This is a genomic window from Burkholderia sp. AU16482, from assembly GCF_002223285.1.
In the GTDB taxonomy this organism is placed as follows: domain Bacteria; phylum Pseudomonadota; class Gammaproteobacteria; order Burkholderiales; family Burkholderiaceae; genus Burkholderia; species Burkholderia semiarida.
This window is the reverse complement of the sequence record NZ_NKEY01000006.1, coordinates 94692-114357: the sequence shown is the minus strand read 5'-3', so window position 1 is coordinate 114357 and position 19666 is coordinate 94692. Positions and strand designations below refer to the sequence as shown.

Genomic DNA, 19666 nt, shown 5'->3' with positions numbered 1-19666 from the left:
AATAATAAACGAGAATGATTCGTGTTTTTAATTAATTTGCGGCATGTCGCCTGCCCGCAACGCGGACGTGGAGCGCGCTCTGTATTCCTGACGAATACCTTTCTGTTTCAGGCCGTCGAGCGGCTTGATTCGTAATGTAAACGAAAGAATTGAATCGATCGTCTCGTGTGGCGACGATCGGTAAAAGGCAGGATTCGGGATACGGCGATGGAGAAGCTGGAGAGGATCACGAAGGATCGAGACAAGCAGGCGCGACCGATTCAATCGTCCGGTGCGCGCCGGACCGGGCAACCCCGACCCGGCGCTCCGGGCAGCCGACCTCGTATCGGCGGCGCGGCGGATCTTCTTCTGTTCTTCACTGCGTCTGCTCTCAGGTTCACTGCATTTTTTTTCCTCACCGCGTCGCGCCATTATCCGCTCAATTCGGCCGAAGTAAAACGTTTGCGATTGCACCCGAGCGGCTATACCGGCGATTCGGAAACAGTCTTTCGAAATACTTACGGTAATTGCGACGTGATTCCGCGTTGTTGCATTCGCTGCGGCGTTCCTTTTAAATGGAACTGGTTCCATTCGCCGGATCGGCCACATTCGCGCGTGACGTGCAGCCGCGTGCGCGTCATGATGCCGATTCAGGATCGAGGATCATTCCGCTCAGGATTCGCATCGCCCGTCCTTCCCGGACACCCCCCGTCAAACGAGACCGTCATGCCCGATTCCGCCTCCCTGCAGCACCTGTTTCCCGCGTTACAAGAGATTCCCGCCGAATGCCGGCTGGCTTCGCCGATCCACCAGCGCGTGTCGCTCGTCGACGGCGAACTGCGACCGTGGGACGGCGCCACCAAGACCGTGCTGTCGCCGGTATGCGTGCGGCAGGCGGACGGCAGCGTCGAGCAGGTCGAGATCGGCAGCTACCCGGTGATGGGCGAAACGGAAAGCGACGCGGCGCTCGACGCCGCGGTGCGCGCGTACGACGCCGGCCGCGGCGAGTGGCCGACGATGAAGGTCGAGCAGCGCATCGCGTGCATGCAGGACTTCATCAAGCGGATGGTCGCGCAGCGCGAACTCGTCGTGAACCTGATCATGTGGGAGATCGGCAAGAGCCTCGCCGATTCGCAGAAGGAGTTCGACCGCACCGTCACCTACATGACGCAGACGATCGACGCGCTGAAGGAGCTCGACAACGCGAACTCGCGCTTCGTGATCGCGGAAGGCACGATCGGCCAGATCCGCCGCACGCCGCTCGGCGTCGTGCTGTGCATGGGCCCGTACAACTATCCGCTGAACGAAACCTTCGCGACGCTGATCCCCGCGCTGCTGATGGGCAACACCGTGGTGTTCAAGCCGCCGCAGTACGGCACGCTGCTGTTCGAACCGCTGCTCGAGGCGTTCCGCGACGCGTTCCCGAAGGGCGTGATCAACACGATCTACGCACCGGGCGCAGTGGTCGTGCCGCACATGCTCGCGTCGGGCAAGATCAACGTGCTCGCGCTGATCGGCTCGAGCAAGGTCGCCGATCACCTGAAGAAGCAGCACCCGAAGTCGCACCGGCTGCGCGCGATCCTCGGCCTCGACGCGAAGAACGCGGCGATCGTGCTGCCCGACGCCGATCTCGACCTCACCGTGAAGGAGTGCCTGCTCGGCGCGCTGTCGTTCAACGGCCAGCGCTGCACCGCGCTGAAGATGCTGCTCGTGCATCGCTCGATCGTCGACGAATTCCTGAAGCGCTTCACCGCCGCGCTCGAACAGCTGAAGATCGGCATGCCGTGGGAAAAGGGCGTCAGCATCACGCCGCTGCCGGGCATGCATCGCACCGCGTACATGACCGACGCGATCGACGACGCGAAGGCGAAGGGCGCGCAGGTCGTCAACCACCAGGGCGGCGAGTTCAGCAAGACGCTGTTCTACCCGGCCGTCGTGTATCCGGTGTCCGAAGGAATGAAGCTGTACCGCGAGGAGCAATTCGGGCCGATCATTCCGGTCGCGCCGTTCGACGACGTCGATACCGCGCTCGACTACGTGACGACGTCGGAGCACGGCCAGCAGGTCAGCATCTTCGGTTCGGATCCGGCGCAGATCGGCGCGCTCGTCGATCCGCTCGTGAACCAGGTGTGCCGCGTGAACATCAACTGTCAGTGCCAGCGCGGGCCCGACGTGTTCCCGTTCGCGGGGCGCAAGGATTCGGCGGAAGGCACGCTGTCGGTGAGCGACGCGCTGCGCGCGTTCTCGATTCGCTCGATGGTCGCGGCGAAGCAGACCGACAGCAGCAAGCAGTTGCTCGACTCGATCGTGTCGGATCACCACTCGAAGTTCATCAATACGGGCTTCATTTTCTGAAGCCGGCTTGACCGATGCCGGAGCCTCCGTCGCACGCCGGTGCGGCGCAGGCTCCGGCACACGCTGCACGGCTAAACGTTCGTCGCCAGCAGCCGAACGCCCGCCACGCCGAACACGACGGCCAGACACGCTTCCATCGCACGCCGCCCGCGCACGTACAGCCGGCGCGCACCGTCCATCGAGAACACCAGCGCGTAGCCGCCGAACACCACGCAGCCGATCGCGAGGCAGCCCGGCACGACGGCGCCGTGCGCGCCGCCCGCGCCGTTCGACGACAGCGCGACGATCGACACCCACACGAGGATCGCCTTCGGATTGGTCAGGTGCAGCATCGCGCCGCGCACGTAGAAACGCGACAGCCGCTGCTCGCGCGCCGCGTTCGCGGTTGCAGCCGGCGGGCCCGACAGCGCCATGCGCCCCGACTTGAACGCGAGCCACAGCAGGTACAGCCCGCCGAACACCTTGATCGCGACCAGCAGCTTCGACCACGCGAGCAGCGCGGCCGAGACGCCGAGCGCCGCCACCGTTGCCCAGAACATCGACCCCGAAATCACGCCGAGCGCGAACGCGAGCGCCGCCTTGCGGCCCTGGTTCGCGGCGACCGACATGATCGCGAGATTGCTGGGGCCGGGGCTGGCCGTGCCGATGAAATAGGCGGTGTAGGCAAGCAGCAGGTTGGCGGAGAAGAAGGCGTGGGCGTTCATGTCGCACCTCGGGAGATGATCGGGAGATTGTCGGCAAACCCGCACCGTGTGCCCATGGACAATTGCGCGGCGATTCGCTGGGCCAGTTGCGTGACCATGCAACCGATTGCCGCGCGCCGGACCGTCTCTGTTTTGAAACAACCGGCGCGCGCGCCGCCGGTTCGCGCGACGCGGCGGCACACGCGCCATGCAGACGTTTCCCGGCAGCGGACGCACGGCGGGCGTGGCGCAACCGCACGGCACGCGCGATGCCGGCCGTTCGCCGGCAGATACGCGCGGCCCGCCCGAGGTCCGCGTTACGTTACATACATGAAGCATTTCGCATCGTCGCGCCGCGTCGGGCGCCCGGGTCCGCCCACCTCCCGCCCGTAGACACCCTCGTCGATCACCTGCGCGATCCAGTCCCGGCGGGACTCGCCGACCGATGCCGGATCACGGCTCAACATTACTCAACAATCGTTCGGCGGCGCTGGTACGGAATCTGCATTCCGTTCGGGCAGAAGCCGCGCCCCATACCGCGCGGACATGATTCACCCTCGGGCGCTCCACGGATCCGCCCGTACGATACGCACACGCAACGAGGCTCTTCATGGATGCGCAGCCCAACTCGTCCGATTCGTCGTTCCAGCTCTTCCTCGCGAAGGTGCTCGAACAGCCGCTGCCCGACTGGACCGAAAAACAGCAGATGGAACTCGAGATGGCGCGCACGCTGTCGACGCAAATGGTCACGCTCGCCGAAGACATGCGCGGCCGCGCGCCCGATCTCGCGCGCTGCCTCGTGCTGCTCCGCTACGCGAAGGTGCTCGACTTCATGCTGACGTCGCTCGCCGCGCACCGCGACATTCATCCGCAGACGCTGCGCACGCTGTTCCGGCTCGCGAACCTGAAGGTCGACGACGCGTATCCGGTGTGAGCCGGCGCAACCGACCGGAGGCCGCGCACGACCGGTGCGGCCACGCCGGCCATGCGTGATTCGCCCCACGCACACGCACGGCCCGCCTGCCCCTCCGCGCAAACGGAGGTACAATCGCGCGCCATGAACGCACTTCGCCGCTTCCTGCTCCGGCCAGGCGTCGCGCGACAGTTGCTGTGGGGGTTCCTCCTCGTGACGCTGCTGTCCCGCGCGCTGATGTCGGGCGCCGTGATGCTCGATCCGGACGGTCCGGATGCGGGCTCGGTGGTGCTGTGTTCCGGCCAAGGCCCGCTGATCGTCACGAGCGCCGCGCTGGCCCCCCGCTTCGACGCGAGCGCGCCGATCACGCCGGCCAACGATGCGCGCGCGCTCGTCGACGCGCTCGAGCATGACGCACACGCCGACAAGGCCGCGCCCTCCGGCCACGGCGACGGCCCGTGCGCATTCGGCGCCGCGCTGTTCACCGCGCTCGCATCGTTCGCGCTGCTGGTGCTGCTGTTCCCCGCGGCGCCGCCGCGGCGCTTCCGCGTTCAATTCGACAGCCTTCCTTTCGTGCGATCGATATTCGACGATCGCCCGCCCTCCCGCGCGCCTCCTCTGTTCTGCTGAACGTTCCGCCCCGTGGCGCGTGCACGTCGACGTGCATGCGCGTTCACGCCGTTCGTTTCACCCGACCTGATTCACGCGTTCACTCGCATGCCCGCCTCGCGCGGGCGGCGCCGCCCCGCGCACCGTTTGCGCGGCGGGCCGCGCCGCCTGCCTGCGGCGATGCATGCACGCGGGTGTGACGCACGTCGACGGCAGCCGGCCCACGCCGCTCCCGCCGCTCGACGAACCCGAGGAGTTCACACCATGTCGACCACCGTCGATCGGGCCATCTCGCCCGCCCGTTCCGCCAGCGCCGGTTACCGCACGCTCTGGCGCTGGCATTTCTATGCCGGCCTGTTCGTGATGCCGTTCCTCGTGATCCTCGCGATCACGGGCACGCTCTATTGCTTCCAGCCGCAGATCGAGCCGCTGCTGTATCCGCACCGGCTGATCGTCGAGCCGCGCGCGACGCCGCGACTCGATGCCGACACGCTGCTCGCCCGCGCCCGCACCGCGATGCCGGCCGGCGCGACGCCGATTTCCGTGCAGGTCGCCACCGCGCCGGATCGCAGCGCCGAGTACGTTTTCCGGCTGCGCGACGGCAGCCGCGAGAGCGTGTACGTGAACCCGTACGACGGCAGCGTGCTCGGCACGCTCAGCGTCGAGAACCGCTTCATGCAGGTCGACCGAATGCTGCATCGCAAGCTGCTGCTCGGCAAGACCGGCGAGTTGCTGATGGAACTCGCCGCGTGCTGGACCTTCGTGATGATCGGCACCGGCATCGCGCTGTGGTGGCCGCGCGGCGCGGCAAGCGTCGGGCGCGCGCTGCGGCCCGACCTGTCGCTGCGCGGCCGGCCGCTGTGGAAGAGCCTTCACGCGACGGCCGGTATCTGGCTCGCGGCCGGCACGATCGCGTTCATCCTGTCCGGGCTGCCGTGGTCGGGCTCGTGGGGCAAGAACTTCAAGGCGCTCGCCGCGACCGTGAACCTCGGCGCGCCGGAAGGCGCGTGGGGCGGTGCATCGGTACGCTCGACGCGCCCCGGCGCCGCAGCGACGCCCGAGACTGCGCGTGCGCAGGCGGCCGCGCCGTCCGGCCATCACCACGATTCCGGGGAAGCGATGCCGGGAATGGTGATGGACGACCTGCCGTTGCCGCAGACGCCGTGGGCGGTCGGCAACGTGCCCGTGCCGCATTCGCCGTCCGCGCCGACGCCCGCGCCGCTGCCGCTGGCCCGCGCGATCGCGATCGTCGCCGGCCTCGGCGTGACGAGCGGCTACACGCTCGCGCTGCCGTCCGGCGCGGACGGCGTGTTCACCGCGTCGTACTTTCCGGCCGACCCGAAGGCCGAACGCACGATCTACGTCGACCAGTACAGCGGCGCCGTCTTGAAGGACATCCGCTATGACGACTACGGCGCGGTAGCGCGAGCCGTGTCGTACGGCACGTCGCTGCACATGGGCCGATATTTCGGGCTCGCGAACCAGATCATCTGCGCGGTGCTGTCGCTCGGGCTGGCCGCGATGGCCGTCACGGGTACCGTGATGTGGTGGAAGCGCCGCCCGGCCGGGACGCTGGGCGCACCGTCGCGCGAACGCGGCACGCCGCCGATGCGCGGCTGGATCGCCGGGCTCGTGCTGCTCGGCATCGTATTCCCGTTGATGGGGTTGACGATCGTCGCGGTCTGGTTGATCGACCGGCTGCTGTTCGGCCGCGCGGCTGCCGCAGCGGCGTGATCGATGCAAGCGCTTCCCCCATTCGAAGGAACCCGAAACAATGAAGTTCAGATTGATGCTGCCTGCTGCCGTGCTCGCGGCGCTGTCGCCGGCCGGGCAGGCACAGGAAAGTGGCGTTGACGGCACCGGCGCCACGCTCGCACCGATTCGTGTCGACGCGCACAAGGCGGCCGCCCTGACGCAACCGCTCGACACGGGCAGCCATCTCGGGCTGTCGCCGCTCGAAACGCCCGCGAGCGTCGAACAGATCAGCCGCGCGACACTCGACACGCGCGGCGACAGCTCGATCATCGACGCCGTGAGCCGCGCCGCCGGCATCAGCGCGTCGCCGCATCCGGGCAACGGCAACTCGGAGCTCGCCGCGCGCGGCTTCGTCGGCGCGTCGTCGGTCACGCAGCTGTACGACGGCGTGCGCCCGTACGGCGCGATTGGCGTCACGTTCCCGTTCGACACGTGGTCGGTCGACCATATCGACGTGCTGCGCGGCCCCGCCTCGGTGATCTACGGCGAAGGCGCGATCGGCGGCGTGGTCAACATCGTCCCGAAGAAGCCGACGCGCACGCCGATCCGCAACGAACTGCAAATCGGCGGCGGCACCGAGGGTACGGCGCGCGCCGCGTTCGGCAGCGGCGGCGCGATCAACGACAAGCTGTCGTACCGCTTCGACATCAGCGGCAACCGATCGTCCAACTGGGTCGATCGCGGCAATTCGCGCAACCTGTCGGTCTCCGGCGCGCTGCGCTACGACGTGACGCCCGACCTGTACGTGACGGCATCGTACGCGCAGGGCTTCATGCATCCGATGCAGTATTTCGGCGTGCCGCTCGTCAACGGTGCGCGCGATCGTGCGCTCGACAAGAAGAACTACAACGTCGGTGACGCCGACATCGCGTTCCGCGACAGCTGGGCCACAGTCTCGGCGAACTGGCAGCCGAGCGACGGCCTGAACGTGACGAGCACGCTGTACCGGATGAAGAGCAACCGTCACTGGAAGGATGCGGAGTACTACACGTATCTGCCGTCGAGCGCGCAAGTCCGGCGCAGCAGCTACACCGAGATCTTTCACGACCAGGAGCAGTACGGCAACGTGACGACGGCCACCGTCGGCAGTGTGCTGCTCGGGATGCGCAACACGTTTTCGGCGGGCGTCGAGTTCAACCACACGACGTTCCAGCACGACAACAACTCGCCGTATGCGGGCACGTCGACGGTCGATCCGTTCGACTTCGATCCGGGCCGTTTCATCAATACGGCCGGCACGTTTCCGAAGTACCGCAGCCAGTCGAACCAGTACGCGATGTTCGCGGAGAACCGGCTCGAGATCACGCCGCGCTGGTCGGTGATCGGCGGGCTGCGCTACGACCATGCAAGCGTGAACCGCGACGATCTCGTGAACGGCGGCGCATTCACGAAGGTGTTCGCGAATACCGGCTGGCGCATCGGCACCGTGTACGACGTGCGGCCGGGCCTCGCCGTGTACGGCCAGTACTCGGTCGCGGCCGATCCGGTCAGCTCGCTGCTGTCGCTGAATGCATCGAAGGCGAACTTCACGCTCGCGACCGGCCGGCAGATCGAGATCGGCGTCAAGCAGTCGTTTCTCGACGGCAAGGCCGAATGGACGCTCGCCGCGTACCGGATCGTCAAGAGCAACCTGCTGACGGCCGACCCGGTGAACCCGAACCAGTCGATCCAGGTCGGCCAGCAGTCGTCGCGCGGGCTGGAAGCGACGGTCGGCGCGGAGATCGCGAAGGACTGGCGCGTCGATGCGAACGTGTCGATCCTGCGCGCGAAATACGACGATTTCCAGCAGTCGTCAGGCGGCGCGACCGTGTCGCGCGCGGGCAACGTGCCGGTGTCGGTGCCGCAGCGGCTCGCGAACCTGTGGGTGAGCTGGCGCTTCGCGCCAGACTGGACGGGCATCGCGGGCGTCAAGTACGTGGGCAAGCGGTTCGCCGATACCGCGAACCAGCTCGTGATGCCGTCGTACACGACCGTCGATCTCGGCCTCGCGTGGAAGCCGCGCAAGGACACGACGATCACCGCGCGCGCGTACAACGTGTTCAATCGCCGCTACGTGCAATCCGCGTACTACAACGAGACGCAGTATCTGCTCGGCAATGACCGGCGGTTCGAGGTGCTGGCGAACTACCGCTTCTGAGCGCGCACGCCGCCGCGCAACGTGCAAGGCGGCACGGGCGCGGCGGTGTGCCGGTCAGCCTTCGGCATCGCCGCCGCCAATCCGGAGGCGCCCGTCACGCACGCGGGCCCGCCATCCACTTCCGGTAGCGCCGCGTCTGGCACTGCGCGGCCAGTTGCTCCCGCACCAGCGCGCGCAACGGCGACACCTGCGGGTGCGTACGGCGCCCTTCGCTGAGCCGCGCGAGCTGGAACTTGACGACGGCCATGTTCGCCAGCGCGCCCAGCGCCTTGTTCTTCCAGCGGATCGGCTGCAACACCGGCGCGCTGTCCTTGCCGGCGCGCCAGTCGCGCGGCAGGTTCGGGTCGATCGACAGCGCCGTCGCGATGCCGACCATCGCCACCCCGCTGTCCACCACCTGCTCGGCCACCGCACGGCGGCGGATCCCGCCCGTGACCATCAGCGGCATCCGCGCGACGGCGGTGATGTCGCGCGCGAATTCGAGGAAATACGCTTCGCGCGCGAGCGTGCGCCCGTCGCGCGCCTCGCCCTGCATCGCCGGCACTTCATAGCTGCCGCCCGACAGTTCGACGAGATCGACGCCGAGCGGATTCAGCAGTTCGACCACGCGCTTCGCGTCGTCCGCGCTGAAGCCGCCGCGCTGGAAATCCGCCGAGTTCAGCTTCACCGCGACGACGAATGCCGGCGACACCGCCGCGCGCACCGCCTTCACGATATCGAGCAGCAGGCGCGCGCGATTCTCGATGCTGCCGCCCCATTGATCCTGCCGGCGGTTCGTCAGCGGCGACAGGAACTGGCTCAGCAGATAGCCGTGCGCCGCGTGCACCTGCACGCCGGTGAAGCCGCTTTGCTCCGCGAGCTGCGCGGCGCGCACGAAGCGCTGCCGCACGTCGGCGATATCGGCTGCGGTCATTTCCTTCGGCACCGGAAACTGCTTCGACAGCGCGCCGAGCGCGAGCGGCACGGCCGACGGCGCGAGCGTCGTCTGGCCGAGCGCCGCCTGCATCTGGCGCCCCGGATGATTGATCTGCATCCACACGTGTCCACCGCCCGAGCGCGCGATCTGCGCCCAGCGGCGGAAGCGGTCGAGATGCGCGTCGCTTTCGAGCACGACGCCGTTCGGCCCCGTCATCGCGCGGCTGTCCACCATCACGTTGCCGGTCAGGATCAGGCCGACCTGACCGTCCGCCCACGCCTGGTACAGGCGCAGCAACGCGTCGGACGGCGCGTGGTCCGCATCGGCCATGTTTTCTTCCATCGCGGCCTTGGCCAGACGGTTCGGAACCACCGCCCCGTTGGGCAGTGTCAGGGGCGCAAACAGATTCATGGTGAGCATCCTCGATTGACGATGCCCAACGATAACTTTAAAGTCAACTTTAAGGTCAAGCCCTTTTGGAGCCCACCATGAAAATCGGCGAACTGGCGAAGGCGAGCGGCCTCGCGGCGTCGCGCATCCGCTTCTACGAAGCGAGCGGCCTGCTCGAACCGGCCCGCCGGCAGGCGAACGGTTATCGGGAATACGGGCCGGAAGCGTTGACGCGGCTCGCGATCATCGACCGCGCGCAATGCGCGGGCTTCTCGCTCGACGAGATTCGCGCGGTGCTGCCGCCGGATCTCGGCGCATGGCCGCACGACGAACTGCTGGTCGCGCTGCGGCACAAGGTCGATGAAATCGCGCTGCTCGAACGGCGTCTCGCGCAGAACCGGCAGCATCTGGAAACGCTGATCGACGCGATCGAAAACAAGCCGGCCGGCGAGGATTGCACGGGCGCCGCGCAGCGGATGCTCGACCGGCTGTGCGAGCAGGCCAGCGAGCCGCTGGAACCGGCGCCCGTCGTGCGGCCTGCGCGCAAGCGGGCGTGATGGAGTGTGCTGCGGGATTGCGTCGCGTCGTCCATCGATCGATGCGCTCGCGACCTGAAGCGCGACACGGCGCGGTTGTCGCGATTTGCTTACGTCGCAGGTAATCGACGCGCGCCGCCCGCGCCGCGATCATGGCCCCATCGACTCACGCACCGCATCCCGCCAAGGAGCCCGCCATGACCGCCTATGCCATCGCCCACCTGCACGACGTCGAGATGTGCGACGACATCGTCGAATACCTCGAACGGATCGACGGCACGCTCGCGCCGTACGACGGCCATTTCGTGATTCACGGCGCACGGCCCGAAGTGCGCGAAGGCGTGTGGCGCGGCGACCTGATCGCGATCGCGTTTCCCGATCTCGACGCGGCGCGCGCGTGGTACGACTCGGATGCGTACCGGCAAATCCAGCCGCTGCGCGCACGCCACGCGAGCGGCCCGTTGATCCTGATCGACGGCGTCGACGAACGGCACAAGGCGACCGATATCCTGCGTTGACGATTGACGCCGGCGACGCCGGCAGCGCTTACGACACCTTCCGCTCCATCGGCTCGCCGACGACGAACCCGCCGCCCTGGAACCGCTGCGCGGGATCGTCGTACTCGGCGGTCGGCGCCGTCACCGGGAACAGCCCGGCGAACTGCTCGGAGCTGTCGCGCGGGCGGAAGCCGAGGAAGCCGACCTTCGTGTTGTCCCACCACTTCACCGGGTTGTCCGACGCACCGTAGACGATCGCGTGCCCGACGCGGTTCGTCAGCAGCGAGCAGCGCACGAGCTCGATGAAATCGCGATAGCTGAGGAACGTGACGAGCATGCGCGGATTCTTCGGCACCTCGAACGACGAACCGATCCGCAGGCATACGGTTTCGATCCCGAAGCGGTCGAAGTAGTAGCGCGACAGCGATTCGCCGAAGCATTTCGTCACGCCGTACAGGCTGTCCGGGCGCAGCGGCGCATCGGCATCGAGCACTTCGGTGACCGGATGGAAACCGATCGCATGGTTCGAGCTCGCGAACACGACGCGCTTCACGCCATGCTTGCGCGCGGCTTCGTACAGGTTGTACGTGCCGATGATGTTCGCGCCGACCAGATCGTCGAACGGCGCATCGACGGAAATGCCGCCGAGATGGACGATCGCGTCGACACCTTCGACGAGCTGCATCACGGCCGGCCGATCGGCCAGATCGACGACCCGGAGCTCTTCATGGGCGGCCGCGTCGCCGAGCGCCGCGATGTCGCTGACGCGCACGACGTCGGCCCAGTCGGCGAGCGCGCCGCGCAACTGGCGGCCGAGGTTGCCGGCCGCGCCCGTCAGCAGCAGGCGGCCGAACGGTTTGCGCGCGGCGGTGGATGAGGCGTTCATCGAATCTCCTTGGATCTGATCTAAACCGGAAAACGTTTTCCAACTATACGCGGACGCCGCGCCGAACGTCAATGGTCGGACCTGTTCGCGGCCATCCGCATTTTCCCGATATCGCCGTACGGCCGCGCGCGGGCTTTTTCTGCCACAATCCGGCGTTATCGAACGAAAACGTTACCCTTCGGATGAAAAAAGTTTCCCCGACGATCCGCGACGTGGCCGCGGAAGCCGGCGTGTCGGTCGCGACGGTATCGAAGTACGTGAACGGCACGCAGCGCTTCTCGCCGACCGTCGAGGCACGGCTGAAGGAAGCCATCGAGCGGCTCGGCTACCGATCGAACCCGCTCGCGCGTTCGATGATCACCGGCCGCACGCGCACCATCGGCCTCGTGATCCTCGACATCAGCAACCCGCACTTCACGAATGTCGTGAAAGGCGCGAACCGCGTCGCGCTGCAACACGACTACACGCTGCTGCTCGTCGACACCGAGGAGAACCAGACGCGCGAACGCTCGCTGATCGAGGCGCTCGCGCAGCGCGTCGACGGGCTGATCGTCAGCACGCGGATGCCCGACGAGGAAGCCGGCTGGATGCTCGACCTCAACAAGCCGCTCGTGCTGCTGCGTCGCAGCCCCGGCCTGCCGATTCCGAGCGTCGGCATCGACAACCGGCTGTCGACCTACATGCTCGCGCGTCACCTGCTCAACCTCGGCCACACGCGCATCGCGTATCTCGGCTTCGGCACCGCGCGCGTGAACGACGAACGGATCCAGGGCGCGCGCGACTGCCTCGCCGAAGCGGGGCTCACGCTCGACGTGCACGACGCGCACGCGCCGACCGCCGAGGCCGGCGAGCGCGCGTGCTCGCGCGTGATGCTCGGGCCGCAGCGCCCGCAGGCCGTGATCTGCTACAACGACCTGATCGCGCTCGGCTTCATGAAGGAGGCCGCGTCGCTCGGCTTCCGGCTGCCGCAGGACGTGTCCGTCGCCGGCATCGACAACGTGCCGTATGGCGCATACGCGGCGCCCGCGCTGACGACCGTCGACATCCAGAGCGAGAACATGGGCGAGCTCGCGATGCAGAAGCTGATCGACGCGCTCGCCGGGCGCACCGACGCGAGCTATTCGACGTTCGAGCCGCGGTTGATCATGCGCGCGTCGACGGCGTCGGCCGGCTGACGCGTTCGCGACGCGTCACTTTCGGGAAAGCAAAAAAACGCCACCCAAGTGAAGGGCGGCGTTGTCGCTTGCCGATACGCAATCACGCGTCGAGTTTCGCGGGCTTCATCTTCGGCGTGAGCACATGCATTACGGCCAGCGCGATCAGGTAGGCCGATGCGCCGATCGCGAACAGCACCCAGTAGTGGCCGGTGCGCTGCAGCACCTGGCCGATCACTTCCGAGAACAGCACGCCGCCGATCGAGCCTGCCATCCCGCCGATACCAACCACCGACGCGACCGCGCGGCGCGGGAACAGGTCGGAGGCCGTCGTGAACAGGTTCGCCGACCAGCCCTGGTGCGCGGCGGCGGCGAGGCCGACGATCAGCACCGCGATCCACAGGCTCTGCACCTGCGACACGAACGCGATCGGCAGCACGCAGCATGCGCAGATCAGCATCGCCGTCTTGCGCGCACGGTTCACGCTCCAGCCCGCACGCAGCAGCATCGACGACAGCCAGCCGCCGCCGATGCTGCCGACCGTCGTCAGCGCATAGATGCAGACGAGCGGCAAGCCGATGTGCTGCATGTCCATCCCGCGCGACTCGTTCAGCCACTTCGGCAGCCAGAACAGGTAGAACCACCACACCGGATCGGTCAGGAACTTGCCGACCAGAAAGGCCCACGTCTCGCGTTTGCGGATCAGCTCGCCCCAGCGCGGCGCGCCGGCGTTCGCGTTCGCCGCGTCGAGCGCTTCGGCTTCGTCGCGCGGCTCGTCGTATTCCGCGGCGAGCGCGCGCGTATCGGCCGTGCGATACATCACCAGCCACACCGCGAGCCACACGATGCCGATCGCGCCGATGATCACGAACGCCGCGCGCCAGCCGTAGGCCACCGCGATCGCCGGGATGATCGCCGGCGCGAACACCGCGCCGATGTTCGCGCCCGAGTTGAAGATGCCGGTGGCGAGCGCGCGTTCGCGGCGCGGGAACCATTCGGCCGTCGTCTTGATCGCGGCCGGGAAGTTGCCGCCCTCGCCGATCCCGAGCAGCGCGCGCACGAACGCGAAGCCCGCCACCGAGCCGACGGCCGCGTGCAGCATCGCGGCGATGCTCCACACCAGCATCGCGACCGCGTACGACACGCGCGTGCCGAGCCAGTCGACGATGCGCCCGAAACCGAGCAGGCCCAGCGCATAGAACGCGGAAAACGCCATCACGATGCGGCCGTACTGCACCTGGCTCCAGCCGATGTCGTGCTGGAGCATCGGCGCGAGCAGGCCGAGGATCTGCCGATCCATGTAGTTGATCACGGTCGCGAAAAACAGCAGCGCACAGACGGTCCAGCGGTAGCGGCTCGCGGCCGCGCGCACGGCGCCGACGACGGCAGAGGGCATGAATGTCTCCGATGCGCGGTCGCGCCCGTCGCGCCGCACCAAGTTCGTTGACCGGCGACCGGCGCCGGGGCGAACGGCCCGCGCGCTCGCGCACAGGCCCTTTCACCAACCAATCTGGAAAACGTTTTTCAAAGGATAGGCCGCCTACCGGCACCGTGTCAGTCGGGGATTTCGATGAGTCATCTCAAATTGGTCGCGAGAAAAGAGACGACTGTTTCGCAGAGTGGTATTAACCGTTTTTCCGCTGATTTTCCCGCCGTGGCGTGGCGGCCCCGCGGCCGCCGAAACGCACGACCGATTCCGGCCGGAATCGACGTCGAGGATGGTTTACAGTCGTCACATGCGGCGCGCCGGGCGCCGTGACGCGCGTATGCCGCACTGCATGTGTGGCGCCTTCATGGAGATGTGTCGCGATGACTCCCGCTCACCTGATTCCGAGCCCGCTGGGCGACATCGCCGTACGCATCGAGGACGATGCGCTGACCGGCCTGTACTTCGTCGGCCAGAAATACTTTCCGTCGCTCGCGATCACGACCGAAGCGGACGCGCACGCGATGTCGCCCCTCGCGCGCCAGGTCGCGGAAGAAATCGCCGAGTACTTCACCGGCGCGCGCGACACGTTCTCGGTGCCGATCCACCTGCGCGGCACCGCGTTTCAGCGACGCGTATGGAAGGAATTGCTCGCGATTCCGTTCGGTGAACTCGTGTCGTATGGCGACATCACCGAGCGCGTCGGGCTGCCGATGAGCGGCGCGCGCGCCGTGGGCGGCGCGGTCGGCCGCAATCCGATATCGATCATCGTGCCGTGCCACCGCGTGGTCGGCGCATCGGGCAGCCTGACCGGCTATGCGGGCGGCATCGAGCGCAAACGTGCGCTGCTGTCGCTCGAAGGCGCCGGGTTTTCGCGCGGCATGCATCAACCGATGCAGCAGGCGCTCGCGTTCTGACGCCATTCGGTGAACGACAGCCCCGCGTCCTGCCGGAACAGCCGCGACAGCGCTGCCGGTCACCCACGCTATGTGCGCTTGCGCATCGCATGCGCGACCCGCGCGTTCGCCTCGAATTTCGCGCGATGCGTCGAGAAAAACGTCCGCACGTTGCGGACGTTCGACGCGCCGGTGAACAGCCGCCGCGCGAATTCGTCGTATTCGGCCACGTCCGCCAGATCGGCGATCACGACGAAATCCGGCCCCGGCGACACGCGGTAGCACTGCGTGACGGCCGGCTCCGCGCACACGTACGCTTCGAACGTGTCGTAGTCCTCGGCCGTCTGCCGGTCAAGGCTGATCTCGATCAGCGCGGTGACGGCCGTGCCGATCGCGACCGGGTCGAGCACCGCAACCTGCCGGCGGATCACGCCGGCCTCCGTCAGCCGCCGCACGCGGCGCATGCAGGTAGGTGGCGACGACAGCGCGCGCTCGGCCAGTTGCAGGTTCGACACCGACGCATCCTCCTGCAGGATCGCGAGGATGCGCAGGTCGAGATCGTCGAGGGTGATGCCGGGCATCGGCTGCTCCTTCCGGTTAGCGGATGAAATTTAATTTCAACATGATAATCTATCCACGGTTAATTTCATCCATCGCAATTTTTTGAAATTTAATTCCATTTCGCTGGCTCTACCATCGCTCTCACTGATTCAGACAGGACATTTACGGAGCGCGATATGTGTGGAATTGTCGGGGCGGTAGCCCAGCGGGACATCCTGCCGAACCTCGTCGACGGCCTGAAGCGGCTCGAATACCGCGGCTACGATTCGTGCGGCGTCGTGGTCTACCGCGACCGCGCGCTGGCGCGCGCCCGAAGCGTCGATCGTGTCGCGAACCTGCAGCGCGAGATCGCCGCGCTGGCGTTGTCCGGTTACACCGGCATCGCGCATACGCGCTGGGCCACGCATGGCGCGCCCGTCACGCTCAACGCGCATCCGCACTTCTCACCGAGCGACGCGAACGCGCGCATCGCGCTGTCGCACAACGGGATCATCGAGAACTGCGATCAACTGCGCGCGGAGCTGCAGGCGCACGGCTACGTGTTTGCCAGCCAGACCGACAGCGAGGCGATCGCGCACCTGATCGATCATCTATACGACGGCGATCTGTTCGAGGCCGTGCGGCTTGCGGTCGCGCGACTGCGCGGCAGCTATGCGATCGCGGTGATGTGCCGCGACGAGCCGCACCGGATCGTCGGCGCGCGCGACGGGATGCCGCTCGTCGTCGGGGCCGGCGAAGGCGAGAATTTTCTGGCGTCCGACGCGATGGCGCTGTCGGGCATCACCGATCGCATTGCGTACCTGGAGAACGGCGACGTCGCCGATATCCAACTGCATCGCTACTGGATCGTCGATGCGGCCGGCCAGCGCGTCGAGCGCGCGGTGCAACGCGTCGCCGCGCATAGCGGCGCGGCCGATCTCGGGTCGTACCGCTACTACATGCAGAAGGAGATCTTCGAACAGCCGCAGGCCGTGGCCGATACGCTGCTCGACGTTTCGTCGATCATGCCCGAGCTGTTCGGCGACGGCGCGTGGCGCGTGTTCAACGACGTCGATTCGGTGCTGCTGCTCGCGTGCGGCGGCAGCTATCACGCGGCGCTGACCGCGAAGTACTGGATCGAGAGCATTGCGAAGCTGCCGGCCAGCGTCGAGATTGCCAGCGAGTTCCGCTATCGCGACAGCGTGCCGAATTCGCGCACGCTGGTGGTTGCGGTGTCGCAGAGCGGCGAGACGGCCGATGTGCTCGGGGCCGTGCATGTCGCGAAACGCAGCGGGATGATGCACACGCTCGCGATCTGCAACGTCGCGACGAGTGCGCTGATGCGCGAATGTGCGTTGCAGTTCGTGACACGTGCGGGAATCGAGATCGGGGTGGCTTCGACGAAGGCATTTACGACGCAGCTCGTCGCGCTGTTCCTGCTGACGCTGTCACTGGCGCAGGTGCGCGGGCGGCTGAGCGACGACGAAGAAAAGGAACATCTGCGTGCGCTGCGGCACCTGCCCGACGCGATGTCGAAGGTGCTCGCGCTGGAACCGCAGATCATGGCGTGGTCGGAATTGCTCGCGCGACGCGACAACATGCTGTTTCTCGGGCGCGGGATGCATTATCCGATCGCGCTCGAAGGCGCGCTGAAGATGAAGGAGATTTCCTATATTCATGCGGAGGCTTATCCGGCCGGCGAGCTGAAGCATGGGCCGCTGGCGCTCGTCAGCAACGAAATGCCGGTGATCGCGGTCGCGCCGAACGACATGCTGCTCGAGAAGCTCAGGTCGAACATGCATGAGGTCAGTGCGCGCAATGGGCGGCTGTTCGTGTTCGCGGATGTGGACTGCGGGTTGGTGCCGAGCGAGGGGATCGAGGTGATTCGGCTGAACGAGTACTACGGGCCGTTGTCGCCAATCCTGCATACGGTGCCGATGCAATTGCTCGCGTATCACGCGGCGCTCGCGCGGGGGACGGATATCGATAAGCCCAGGAATCTGGCTAAGTCGGTGACGGTGGAGTGAGGGGGTTTCCCCTCGTCACCCGATATGTTCGCCAAAAATGAAAGCGTCCCGTGGCCACCCGCAAAAGCGTTCCAAGAAGGGGGTCAATATTCCCTCAAGCGCCTTCTGAACGTGGCACGGGACGCTTTTACTGTGCCATGTGTATTTCGTGAAAAATACCGGCTAGGGACCTCCTGCTTTTAGCGCAATCACAGGAGGTGAGCTGCCACGGAGCGCATCTTCCCGGTATAGCTACACCGCAGCAGCATGCCGCTGGATGTGACTTGCGATGCGGCTCGGGGCTCGCACGCCAACTGGAACAGCCATTCACCTGAACTCGGAGTCAATGGATTGTCGGCAGCGTGAACCAGCCGGCATCACCAGAATTGATTCAGGGTCGCTTCGTTCGCAGCTCCTTTGGCAGCATGCGGTCGAGTTCATCGTCGGTAAAGAAAAGCTCCTCCGACTGCTTCAGCGCCCTCTGCGCATCACCGTAAGCCTTGCTGTTTGTCCTAGGAGCAGCCTTGTAGATGTCCTCGAGCGACTCATTCAGACGGTCCCGCACGTTGCGTATCTCATCGACAGCGCGCCCATCCTTCATGTCGACCAGAAGTGACAGTAGCGTCTCGCGGACGCCCCACAGTTTTGAGGCGACTATGGTGTGCTTTTGCGCTTGCTCACCGAGGCTCGCCTCTTTGAAATAGAGGGCGAATCCAAGCAGTACCGTCGAAAGTAATGCACCAACAATCGTATACGGATGAGAGTCGCCGAGCACGGCCAGCAACAGGCTGCTCGTAGTCATGGCTGACAGGATAATTTCAGCAGTCTTGATGAGTTTGTACCGAGCGATGTACCGGTCGGCCATCTTCTCGTGGGTCTTATGTGTGTACGCGGCGCGCGCATACATCTCCCGCAACTGCCCCTCGAGCGTGGTCGCCGGCACCACCGATGCGTCGTTACGCTGGGAATGTTGTTCCATAGATTTCCCGGTATTTTTGTCTGGCCGACCAGTCGTGGTTGTTCTGCTGGAGCCCAAGGGCCTCGATTGCCCTGAGTTCCGCGGAACGGGCTTTGTACTGAAATATGTCGCTACGGTAGACGCGCGAGTTACTGCCGGGAGCAAGCCAATACGTCTGCTGCATGTCCAGATTCGCGAGATAGTTGAAAAAGTCGCGAGTCATATAGTCGTAGTAGAGATACGACTTATCGCGATACGCCCAGGTACCAATGAACTGATAGGCGAGCGTGTCAATCAGCATGCCGCTCATCGAGACGTTGTTCGCGTCACGCCACGCCCGTGCCATACGACTGAGTTCTGTGAGGTTGGAATTGCACGCCAGATTCCTCGCAGAAAATTCATCCATTTCATGCTTGGGTTTGCATGACTTCCAAGACCCGCCGTTGTTTGAATCAGCGAAGGTATAACCACCCTCATTGTTGAGAAATGCCGGCAGAATCTCGAACCTCACCCCATCGGTAAAATTGATGGCCACAATCTGCCCATCGGAGGCGAGATATGTGGTGCTGTATGTATTGCTGATTGAGTTTTTGACGTGCGTCAGCAATGCCGATTGCCCGTTGCCAGCATGACCATGGAATCGCTCATATAGCGCGTACGGAAGCTGGTACAGCAAGTCGATGTCACTGACGCTCGGGATAGCCGTGCTGCGACCGTAAGACCCGACGTAGAAGCGATTCGCTGTCGGCGATTCTAGCTTGTCGCGAAGGTCATAATTTAGTTGACCGACAATGCGGCCAGTTCGATATGCAATAGATTTTCGCTTGTCACCACTGATTCGAAGCGCGCCACAAAAATCCGAAAACCATTCCCCGACGCCCATGTTCTGATGCCTCTCCTGGTTGTTTTGTACATCCGTTGAAGCTGCTTATGCCTCTTCGCTGAGCGCTCGCTTCTCTAGGTGCCAAGCTACTTATGAGCAGTGAAGTGTAAGAGATTCGCCTATTCGCCTGAGCGTACATTTGTCCGC

At 65.6% G+C, this 19666-nt stretch carries 18 protein-coding genes; 10 read left to right on the top strand and 8 right to left on the bottom strand.

Annotation, left to right across the window (positions count from 1 at the left end; translation table 11 throughout):
- Positions 1-27: 27 nt before the first annotated feature.
- Positions 28-570, bottom strand: a complete 543-nt coding sequence (locus CFB35_RS35000) for a hypothetical protein (RefSeq protein ID WP_179231759.1) — start codon at positions 568-570, stop codon at positions 28-30.
- 135 nt (positions 571-705) lie between these two features.
- Here CFB35_RS35000 and CFB35_RS17850 point away from each other — a divergent pair, with 135 nt between their 5' ends.
- Entirely contained in the window at positions 706-2334 is a 1629-nt protein-coding gene (locus tag CFB35_RS17850; RefSeq protein ID WP_089465359.1) for an NADP-dependent glyceraldehyde-3-phosphate dehydrogenase, read from the top strand.
- Between the two features lie 71 nt (positions 2335-2405).
- Here the strand turns inward: CFB35_RS17850 and CFB35_RS17845 are convergent, their stop codons facing one another.
- Positions 2406-3038 (bottom strand): LysE family translocator, encoded by a 633-nt coding sequence (locus CFB35_RS17845; RefSeq protein WP_059579804.1) that lies wholly within the window; start codon positions 3036-3038, stop codon positions 2406-2408.
- Positions 3039-3627: 589 nt separating this feature from the next.
- Between CFB35_RS17845 and CFB35_RS17840 the strand changes: the two genes are divergently transcribed.
- The 4 genes from CFB35_RS17840 to CFB35_RS17825 all read left to right on the top strand — a co-directional run bounded on the left by CFB35_RS17840 (position 3628) and on the right by CFB35_RS17825 (position 8431).
- Positions 3628-3951: a hypothetical protein gene (locus CFB35_RS17840; RefSeq protein ID WP_034205546.1), complete on the top strand. Its 324-nt coding sequence runs from the start codon at positions 3628-3630 to the stop codon at positions 3949-3951.
- A 123-nt stretch (positions 3952-4074) separates the two neighbouring features.
- Positions 4075-4560, top strand: a complete 486-nt coding sequence (locus CFB35_RS17835) for a hypothetical protein (RefSeq protein WP_089465358.1) — start codon at positions 4075-4077, stop codon at positions 4558-4560.
- A 243-nt stretch (positions 4561-4803) separates the two neighbouring features.
- A complete protein-coding gene (locus CFB35_RS17830) occupies positions 4804-6273 on the top strand; it encodes a PepSY domain-containing protein (RefSeq protein WP_089465357.1) in 1470 nt (489 codons plus the stop codon).
- Between the two features lie 40 nt (positions 6274-6313).
- The gene (locus tag CFB35_RS17825; protein WP_089465356.1) at positions 6314-8431 is read left to right on the top strand and encodes a TonB-dependent siderophore receptor; all 2118 of its coding nucleotides are present in this window, start codon (positions 6314-6316) and stop codon (positions 8429-8431) included.
- A 94-nt stretch (positions 8432-8525) separates the two neighbouring features.
- Here CFB35_RS17825 and CFB35_RS17820 read toward each other — a convergent pair whose 3' ends face one another.
- Entirely contained in the window at positions 8526-9758 is a 1233-nt protein-coding gene (locus CFB35_RS17820) for an NADH:flavin oxidoreductase/NADH oxidase family protein (RefSeq protein WP_089465761.1), read from the bottom strand.
- 77 nt (positions 9759-9835) lie between these two features.
- Between CFB35_RS17820 and CFB35_RS17815 the strand changes: the two genes are divergently transcribed.
- Positions 9836-10294: a MerR family transcriptional regulator gene (locus tag CFB35_RS17815; RefSeq protein ID WP_059579790.1), complete on the top strand. Its 459-nt coding sequence runs from the start codon at positions 9836-9838 to the stop codon at positions 10292-10294.
- 176 nt (positions 10295-10470) lie between these two features.
- Positions 10471-10791 (top strand): DUF1330 domain-containing protein, encoded by a 321-nt coding sequence (locus CFB35_RS17810; RefSeq protein ID WP_059579788.1) that lies wholly within the window; start codon positions 10471-10473, stop codon positions 10789-10791.
- A 28-nt stretch (positions 10792-10819) separates the two neighbouring features.
- Here the strand turns inward: CFB35_RS17810 and CFB35_RS17805 are convergent, their stop codons facing one another.
- A complete protein-coding gene (locus tag CFB35_RS17805) occupies positions 10820-11656 on the bottom strand; it encodes an NAD(P)-dependent oxidoreductase (protein WP_089465355.1) in 837 nt (278 codons plus the stop codon).
- Between the two features lie 71 nt (positions 11657-11727).
- Between CFB35_RS17805 and CFB35_RS17800 the strand changes: the two genes are divergently transcribed.
- Positions 11728-12831 (top strand): LacI family DNA-binding transcriptional regulator, encoded by a 1104-nt coding sequence (locus tag CFB35_RS17800; protein ID WP_089465354.1) that lies wholly within the window; start codon positions 11728-11730, stop codon positions 12829-12831.
- Positions 12832-12913: 82 nt separating this feature from the next.
- On the opposite strand, the gene CFB35_RS17795 is transcribed toward CFB35_RS17800, so the two are convergent.
- Positions 12914-14206, bottom strand: coding sequence for an MFS transporter (locus CFB35_RS17795; protein ID WP_059579857.1), 1293 nt, complete (start codon positions 14204-14206; stop codon positions 12914-12916).
- A gap of 413 nt (positions 14207-14619) precedes the next feature.
- Between CFB35_RS17795 and CFB35_RS17790 the strand changes: the two genes are divergently transcribed.
- A complete protein-coding gene (locus tag CFB35_RS17790) occupies positions 14620-15153 on the top strand; it encodes a methylated-DNA--[protein]-cysteine S-methyltransferase (protein WP_089465353.1) in 534 nt (177 codons plus the stop codon).
- Positions 15154-15221: 68 nt separating this feature from the next.
- Here the strand turns inward: CFB35_RS17790 and CFB35_RS17785 are convergent, their stop codons facing one another.
- Positions 15222-15713, bottom strand: coding sequence for an Lrp/AsnC family transcriptional regulator (locus CFB35_RS17785; protein WP_059640479.1), 492 nt, complete (start codon positions 15711-15713; stop codon positions 15222-15224).
- Positions 15714-15869: 156 nt separating this feature from the next.
- Here CFB35_RS17785 and glmS point away from each other — a divergent pair, with 156 nt between their 5' ends.
- On the top strand, positions 15870-17699 hold the full coding sequence (gene glmS, locus CFB35_RS17780) for a glutamine--fructose-6-phosphate transaminase (isomerizing) (protein ID WP_089465352.1): 1830 nt from the start codon (positions 15870-15872) through the stop codon (positions 17697-17699).
- 370 nt (positions 17700-18069) lie between these two features.
- Here the strand turns inward: glmS and CFB35_RS17775 are convergent, their stop codons facing one another.
- Both CFB35_RS17775 and CFB35_RS17770 read right to left on the bottom strand, forming a co-directional pair.
- Positions 18070-18657, bottom strand: coding sequence for an SLATT domain-containing protein (locus CFB35_RS17775; protein ID WP_089465351.1), 588 nt, complete (start codon positions 18655-18657; stop codon positions 18070-18072).
- Positions 18635-19519 carry a nucleotidyltransferase gene (locus CFB35_RS17770; RefSeq protein ID WP_089465350.1) on the bottom strand — a complete coding sequence of 295 codons (885 nt, stop codon included), beginning with the start codon at positions 19517-19519 and terminating at the stop codon, positions 18635-18637. The genes CFB35_RS17775 and CFB35_RS17770 overlap by 23 nt, the downstream gene beginning before the upstream one ends.
- Positions 19520-19666: the final 147 nt, after the last annotated feature.

What these genes read in the sequence shown, in the direction of transcription:
- CFB35_RS35000 (WP_179231759.1), bottom strand. Translation starts at nt 570, where the DNA reads ATGGAACCAGTTCCATTTAAAAGGAACGCCGCAGCGAATGCAACAACG.
- CFB35_RS17850 (WP_089465359.1), top strand. Translation starts at nt 706, where the DNA reads ATGCCCGATTCCGCCTCCCTGCAGCACCTGTTTCCCGCGTTACAAGAG.
- CFB35_RS17845 (WP_059579804.1), bottom strand. Translation starts at nt 3,038, where the DNA reads ATGAACGCCCACGCCTTCTTCTCCGCCAACCTGCTGCTTGCCTACACC.
- CFB35_RS17840 (WP_034205546.1), top strand. Translation starts at nt 3,628, where the DNA reads ATGGATGCGCAGCCCAACTCGTCCGATTCGTCGTTCCAGCTCTTCCTC.
- CFB35_RS17835 (WP_089465358.1), top strand. Translation starts at nt 4,075, where the DNA reads ATGAACGCACTTCGCCGCTTCCTGCTCCGGCCAGGCGTCGCGCGACAG.
- CFB35_RS17830 (WP_089465357.1), top strand. Translation starts at nt 4,804, where the DNA reads ATGTCGACCACCGTCGATCGGGCCATCTCGCCCGCCCGTTCCGCCAGC.
- CFB35_RS17825 (WP_089465356.1), top strand. Translation starts at nt 6,314, where the DNA reads ATGAAGTTCAGATTGATGCTGCCTGCTGCCGTGCTCGCGGCGCTGTCG.
- CFB35_RS17820 (WP_089465761.1), bottom strand. Translation starts at nt 9,758, where the DNA reads ATGAATCTGTTTGCGCCCCTGACACTGCCCAACGGGGCGGTGGTTCCG.
- CFB35_RS17815 (WP_059579790.1), top strand. Translation starts at nt 9,836, where the DNA reads ATGAAAATCGGCGAACTGGCGAAGGCGAGCGGCCTCGCGGCGTCGCGC.
- CFB35_RS17810 (WP_059579788.1), top strand. Translation starts at nt 10,471, where the DNA reads ATGACCGCCTATGCCATCGCCCACCTGCACGACGTCGAGATGTGCGAC.
- CFB35_RS17805 (WP_089465355.1), bottom strand. Translation starts at nt 11,656, where the DNA reads ATGAACGCCTCATCCACCGCCGCGCGCAAACCGTTCGGCCGCCTGCTG.
- CFB35_RS17800 (WP_089465354.1), top strand. Translation starts at nt 11,728, where the DNA reads ATGGTCGGACCTGTTCGCGGCCATCCGCATTTTCCCGATATCGCCGTA.
- CFB35_RS17795 (WP_059579857.1), bottom strand. Translation starts at nt 14,206, where the DNA reads ATGCCCTCTGCCGTCGTCGGCGCCGTGCGCGCGGCCGCGAGCCGCTAC.
- CFB35_RS17790 (WP_089465353.1), top strand. Translation starts at nt 14,620, where the DNA reads ATGACTCCCGCTCACCTGATTCCGAGCCCGCTGGGCGACATCGCCGTA.
- CFB35_RS17785 (WP_059640479.1), bottom strand. Translation starts at nt 15,713, where the DNA reads ATGCCCGGCATCACCCTCGACGATCTCGACCTGCGCATCCTCGCGATC.
- glmS (WP_089465352.1), top strand. Translation starts at nt 15,870, where the DNA reads ATGTGTGGAATTGTCGGGGCGGTAGCCCAGCGGGACATCCTGCCGAAC.
- CFB35_RS17775 (WP_089465351.1), bottom strand. Translation starts at nt 18,657, where the DNA reads ATGGAACAACATTCCCAGCGTAACGACGCATCGGTGGTGCCGGCGACC.
- CFB35_RS17770 (WP_089465350.1), bottom strand. Translation starts at nt 19,519, where the DNA reads ATGGGCGTCGGGGAATGGTTTTCGGATTTTTGTGGCGCGCTTCGAATC.